This is a genomic window from Streptococcus pseudopneumoniae, assembly GCF_001072315.1.
Classification (GTDB): domain Bacteria; phylum Bacillota; class Bacilli; order Lactobacillales; family Streptococcaceae; genus Streptococcus; species Streptococcus pseudopneumoniae_R.
The window spans coordinates 1-1,949 of record NZ_JVLI01000013.1; the positions used below are offsets into that span (position 1 = coordinate 1).

The window sequence follows — 1,949 nt, forward strand, 5'->3', positions numbered from 1 at the left end:
ACTAGGAAGCTAGCCGCAGGTTGCTCAAAACACTGTTTTGAGGTTGCAGATGGAAGCTGACGTAGTTTGAAGAGATTTTCGAAGAGTATTAACTAATAGATGATAAAATTTCTTTAGGCGATTTTCTAAATAAGAATAGGAAACAAAGAGCTACTGATAAGCAACTAATCAACAACAGAAAGACATAGGATTCTGCAAATGATAGGATATTAGTTGATAGACTGCTTGCTTTAGCTAGCGTGTCTTGTAAGCTTGCCTGATCTCCACTTGCTAGGACAGTTTGGAGCAGATAGGATGTAATGGCATTTCCAGCGATAAAGGATGGAAGCAAAGCACCGAGAGATACCAAAACTACCTCTAAACAGAATTGTAGGAAGATCGAGCTTTTGCCTTTGCCAAGTGCCAGTAAAATTCCCACTTCGTAGACCCTTTCTCTCAACCAGAGAGACAAAACCAGAATTAGGGCCCCTGCTCCTGCTATCAACATCCCATAAAGGAAGATAGTCAGAAAGGTTTGGAAGGTGGCAACTGAGTCCTTGATTTGTTCAAAGGCCTTGTTTTCCTTCTCGACTTGATAGCCTTGATTTTCCAAGGACAAGTTTTCCACCTGCTCCATGAGTCCGTCCATTTCCTTAGGATTTTCTACATAGAAGCGGGCTGCACTGACTTGAGGTTCACTATTTCCTAAAAGAGTTTGGCTACTTTCATAGTCTGTAAAGACTTGGTTTTCACTGAAGTCAGAAGACAAGCCTGTAAATTTCTCTTGTTTTTTACCAGAAAAGATGCCGACAATCTCAAACTCCACTGTTTGCCCTTTGCCAGCTTCTGACTGACCAGCATCTAAGGTAATCTTGTCATGAAGCGAAAGACCGTTCTTCTTAGCCAACTCTTCGTGGATGATGATTTTCTTTGAATCCCCTTTTTGAAGATGTCGCCCTTCTTTTAGATTGAAAGCCGAGCTGGTAAAGGTCACATCCTTGGATGAATCATCCAGAGCCGTTAAGCTAACCAGGTTCTTGTCCGTAGCTGACAAATCATCACGTTCAACGCTCTGCTCGCCACTCACTGCTTCCTTGTCTTTTAGTTTTGCAACCGTCTCGAGTTCAGGAGAAACATTTTCCAGTCCCTTAATCTTGCTTACAGATGCTAGGTCTGACAACTTGAAAGTCTGACCGTTCTCTGTCTTCTTAATAGAAAAAGATGTGTTGAGTGATTTGTAAAGATTGGTTTCCACTGTTTTGTTGGACTTCATCAGAGTCAAACAGGCTGAAATTCCAGCCAATAGGACCAATAAAATCAGAAATAAAATAAAACTTCTCAGTCGTTTTCTGCTGACATAAGCCCAAGCTCTTTGGATTGGATTCATTTGTCACCTCCATATTTGTAAGACTATTATAAAACCCAAATATGAAATATTTATGAAATACGAAAAAAGAACTAGAGTTCTCACAAATGAGTGATTGTTCTAGTTCTTTTTGATTTACAAAGACTTCATGTAGGGAAAGCTAGCAATGATCAGATGAGATCATCTATTTAAGCTTCCTCTTCATTGTCTTTCTTCTTTTTAGCAAATAGCAAGCCAAATGCTCCAAGAAGAGAGAGAGCTCCTAATGCACCTGTAGCACGATCTGCTTTCGTACCAGTATTTGGCAATACTGCTTGATTTTGAGAAGGGGCTACCTGAGCATCAACTGTTTCTACCTTATCAGCCAATTGACTCGGTACTTCAACTGTTTGACTTGGTTGTTCAGCCGGTTGAGTAGTTGGCACCTCAGCAGGGGTGGTAGTATCGCCGTTGTTAGTGTTGCTGCCGCTATTAGGGTTAGCACCATTATTACCAGCTTGTACTACTTCTTTTGTTGGCGTTGCTGTTACTTCGCCGGTTACTGGATCTACAGTGTGAGTTGTTGTTGTCTTAACGACATCATCGCCTTCTTTGCTGTAGACAA

General features: G+C 41.1%; 2 protein-coding genes. Both read right to left on the reverse strand.

Annotated elements, in window-relative coordinates:
- Positions 1–88 precede the first annotated feature (88 nt).
- Complete coding sequence (locus tag ADH54_RS00725; protein ID WP_049523451.1) at positions 89–1,366, reverse strand: ABC transporter permease; 1,278 nt, start codon at positions 1,364–1,366, stop codon at positions 89–91.
- Between the two features lie 167 nt (positions 1,367–1,533).
- Positions 1,534–1,949 (reverse strand): LPXTG cell wall anchor domain-containing protein (locus ADH54_RS00730; RefSeq protein WP_049523452.1); only part of this gene is annotated, 416 nt, incomplete at its 5' end.